This is a genomic window from Burkholderia sp. 572 (assembly GCF_040545135.1).
In the GTDB taxonomy this organism is placed as follows: Bacteria; Pseudomonadota; Gammaproteobacteria; order Burkholderiales; family Burkholderiaceae; genus Burkholderia; species Burkholderia cepacia.
In genome coordinates this window covers 1-2311 of the sequence record NZ_JBEPLH010000057.1, presented here as the reverse complement: position 1 = coordinate 2311, position 2311 = coordinate 1, and the positions used below count along the sequence as shown (strand labels likewise).

Sequence of the window (2311 nt, the reverse complement as noted above, 5' to 3'; positions counted from 1 at the left end):
TGTCAGCGTCGGATAGATACTCCCCATTTTCGTCGAAGTAATTTTCCCCAGTTTTTTATCTGACGGCGCCGCGGTAGCGGCGCCGTCCTGTCGATCGCCGACCATATTGCCCTTGAGATCCGTCGTGGGGGTGTCGGTGGTCGAGCTGGAGGAAGTGATGACGATTCTGGAATTGCATCGGCAAGGGCTGAGTATTTCGGCCATCGCTGCTCGACTGAGTATGGACCGCAAGACCGTTCGTAAATACATCAGGAATGGCGTTCAGGCGCCGCGTTACGGTCCGCGCGCGCCGCGACCGTGCGTGGTCGATCCGTTCGTCCACTACGTCACCGAACGTGTACGCGAGTTTCCCGACCTGAGCGTCGAACGTCTGCTGCGCGAGATCCGGGCCATGGGGTATACCGGCGGCCGCACGGCGCTGGGCGACCTGGTTCGGGAAGTCCGGCCGCCGCGCCAACGCGGCTTCGAGGTGCGCTTTGAGACGCCCGCCGGTCATCAGGCTCAAGTGGATTTCGCGCACTTCAATGTCGAGTTCGATGACGCGCCCGGCCAGCGGCGTTCGATCTGGCTGTTCTCGATCGTGCTTGGGCACAGCCGCTATCTCTGGGGACGTTTCGTCGAGCATCAGGACCTGCAGACCGTCCTGCGCTGCCACATGGAAGCGTTCGAGCACCTCGGCGGCGCTCCGCGCGAGATTCTGTACGACCGGATGAAGGCGGCCGTGCTGGGCGAAGTCGAGAAGCACATCGTCTACAACGCGAAGCTGGTCGCGTTTGCGCAGCACTACGGCTTCGCGCCGCGCGCCTGCAAGGCGTATCGCGCCAAGACCAAGGGCAAGGTCGAGCGGCCGTATCGCTATATCCGGCAGGACTTCTTCCTGGCGCGCCGCTTCCAGAACCTCGCCGACCTGAACCGCCAACTGCGCGAGTGGCTCGACACGGTTGCCAATGTCCGCGTGCACGGCACCACGCACCGCGTCGTCGCTCAGCACTTCAGTGAGGAGCGTCCTACGCTGCAGGCGTTGCCGGCCGGCACCTTCAACGGCGTGATCCGGCTTGAGCGGCGCGTGAGCCACGAAGGTCTCGTCTCGATCGGTGGCAACTACTACAGCGTGCCCGATCGTACGCGCAAGCGCGTGCTCGACGTCCACAGTCTGGCTCACGAGATCCGTATCTACGAGGACGGTGAACTGCTGGCGGTGCATCCCGTGCTGGAAGGCCGGCGACGAACCTCGCTGTTGCCCGGTCATCGGCGTGCAAACCAGCGTAAGCAGCCGGCACGGCACCCCGTGCCATCGGTGGCTGCGACCGTGGCTCGCCGGCCCTTGTCGTTCTATGACCAGGTCGCAAGACGTCTCGCAGAAGCCGGGAGGACCGCATGAACAGCATGCCTGCCTCGACACTGGAGCGCATCCGGCGCTATCTCGTCGGCCTGCGCATGCCGCGCGCGCTCGAAACGCTGGATGCCACCCTGAACCGCTTCGAGCAAGGCGACAGTTCGATGCTCGAAGTGCTGGAAACGTTGCTGGGCGAGGAGTTCACGACACGCGAAACACGCCGCATCCGGATGGCGCTGCAGACCGCGCGGCTCGGCACGATCAAGACGCTGGCCGGCTACGACTTCAGCTTCCAGCCGAGCCTGGATCGCGATCGCATCATGACGCTTGCGCAACTCGAGTTCATCGAACGACGGCAGACCGTTCACTTCCTGGGGCCGCCCGGCACGGGCAAATCGCACCTGTCCATTGCGCTGGGCGTGGAAGCCGTGCGCGCGGGCAAGAGCGTCTACTTCGGCTCGCTGGCCGAGATCGTGAACTCGATGGCCAAGGCCGAACGGGAAGGCAACCTGGCGCAGCGCGTGCGCTTCCTTGCCCGTAACAGCCTGCTCATCGTCGACGAGATCGGCTACCTGCCCATCGGCTCCAACGGCGGCAACCTGTTCTTCCAGCTCGTCAACGCCTGCTACGAGCGTTGCGCGATCATCCTGACGTCCAATCGCAGCTTCGGTGAATGGGGCGACGTGTTCGGCGACAGCGTGGTGGCCGCGGCGTTGCTCGACCGGCTACTGCACCACGCGATCGTCGTGCAGATCGAAGGCACATCGTACCGCCTGCGAGAACACGCCGATCTGCTGCCGGACCATCTGCGCAACCGTCCGTCCTCCCTGAACCCCGTGCCCACTGAACCGGCTCGCCGGCGCCCGGGCCGCCCCCGAAGGAACCCATTCGATCACGTCGCCGGTTGATCACCGTCCGAACAGGGTGGGGAATTTTACTTCGACACTTCTGGGGAAATTACGTCCGAGGTTGACA

At 64.1% G+C, this 2311-nt stretch carries 3 protein-coding genes; 2 read left to right on the top strand and 1 reads right to left on the bottom strand.

The annotated features are described in order from the left end of the window. Positions 1–204: hypothetical protein (locus tag ABIC51_RS40755; RefSeq protein WP_301778067.1), on the bottom strand; the 204-nt coding region annotated here is incomplete at its 3' end. Between ABIC51_RS40755 and istA the strand changes: the two genes are divergently transcribed. Beyond that, positions 125–1381, top strand: coding sequence for an IS21 family transposase (istA, locus tag ABIC51_RS40750; protein WP_200095370.1), 1257 nt, complete (start codon positions 125–127; stop codon positions 1379–1381). The two genes, ABIC51_RS40755 and istA, sit on opposite strands and share 80 nt — an antisense overlap. After that, on the top strand, positions 1378–2244 hold the full coding sequence (gene istB / locus ABIC51_RS40745) for an IS21-like element ISBcen28 family helper ATPase IstB (RefSeq protein ID WP_200095366.1): 867 nt from the start codon (positions 1378–1380) through the stop codon (positions 2242–2244). Before istA ends, istB begins: the two co-directional genes overlap by 4 nt. The last annotated feature ends 67 nt before the right edge of the window (positions 2245–2311 follow it).

What these genes read in the sequence shown, in the direction of transcription:
- istB (WP_200095366.1), top strand. Translation starts at nt 1,378, where the DNA reads ATGAACAGCATGCCTGCCTCGACACTGGAGCGCATCCGGCGCTATCTC.